Here is a 1,126-nt window from a genome sequence, read left to right as displayed (position 1 = left end):
CTCAACCGACTCAGGGACGACAATATTTGCAGCGAAGTGCAACACCGCCTCAAAAGTGTGTTCGGTAAATAGCGCATCAAGCTTGTCAAAGTCGCCGACATCACCAACCACTAACTCTCCGCAAGTCACCGCCCATTCGTAGCCAGTAGAGAGATTGTCGTATACAACAATATCGTGCCCAGCTTCTCCTAACTGCTTAACAACGTGACTTCCTATGTAGCCAGCACCGCCCGTTACCAATACTTTCATAATGCTCTCTTTCTCCGCGTTTCCGTTCAAGAAAATAATCTTAACCGATTCATTTGATTATCACATTTTATGCGCAATTATTTATGACCGCTTATTTGTTGTATTGATGAAGCGATCTAAGCCATCAAGGCGTCTTGCTGTTTAACTTGAGGGCCTTCTTTTTCTTGCGGCGAAGGTCAAAAAATGAGGAGATCAAGCCACTACAAGATTCTGCAAGCACATCGGAGGTGACTTCAACGCGCGTATTCATTGCAGCGTGCTCCAGCAAACGGTTCTGGCTGAGAACAGCACCAGCTTTGGGTTCTCGCGCACCAAACACCAAACGCCGAATACGAGAATGCACAATGGCGCCACAACACATCGTGCAAGGCTCTATAGTGACATATAAGGTCGCCTCAGGAAGCCGGTAATTACCCACTCTCTGGCAAGCCTCTCGGATAGCCAATACTTCGGCATGCGCCGTTGGATCACAGCTACCAATCGGCGCATTACAACCTTCTCCTACAATCTCGCCGTCCAGCACAACGACAGCACCAACAGGAACCTCCTGATGCTCGGCAGCACGCTCCGCTAAACGAAGCGCCTGTTGCATGAAGTACTCGTCGCTATGCTGCATTAGGTCGAGGTGCCGCTTGGCGAAACGCCGTTAGACCTACTCCCACTCAATCGTGGCTGGAGGTTTCGAAGAAATGTCATAAGTAACTCGAGAGATGCCAGAAATCTCATTAATGATACGGTTCGACACCAGCTCAAGAAAATCATATGGCAAATGCGCCCAACGCGCAGTCATAAAATCAATTGTCTCAACTGCGCGCAGAGATACCACGTACTCATATCGTCTTGCATCACCGACTACGCCAACGGACTTCACCGGTAG

2 protein-coding genes and 1 pseudogene are annotated in these 1,126 nt (G+C 49.0%); all 3 read right to left on the bottom strand.

Annotation, left to right across the window (positions count from 1 at the left end; all coding sequences use genetic code 11):
• A partial coding sequence (locus A3750_RS24300; protein ID WP_156498916.1) for an NAD-dependent epimerase/dehydratase family protein occupies positions 1–249 on the bottom strand: 249 nt, incomplete at its 3' end.
• Positions 250–373: 124 nt separating this feature from the next.
• Positions 374–865: a tRNA adenosine(34) deaminase TadA gene (gene tadA / locus A3750_RS24295; RefSeq protein WP_068450717.1), complete on the bottom strand. Its 492-nt coding sequence runs from the start codon at positions 863–865 to the stop codon at positions 374–376.
• 36 nt (positions 866–901) lie between these two features.
• A pseudogene (locus A3750_RS24290) lies at positions 902–1,126 on the bottom strand (GMP synthase (glutamine-hydrolyzing)); the annotation flags it as partial.

The sequence above is a fragment of the Oleiphilus sp. HI0079 genome, assembly GCF_001635105.1.
The sequence above is the reverse complement of the archived record's forward strand: the minus strand, read 5'-3'. Positions and strand labels throughout refer to the sequence as shown.

Excerpts from the sequence above, each read along its gene's own strand:
- tadA (WP_068450717.1), bottom strand. The coding sequence starts at position 865 with ATGCAGCATAGCGACGAGTACTTCATGCAACAGGCGCTTCGTTTAGCG.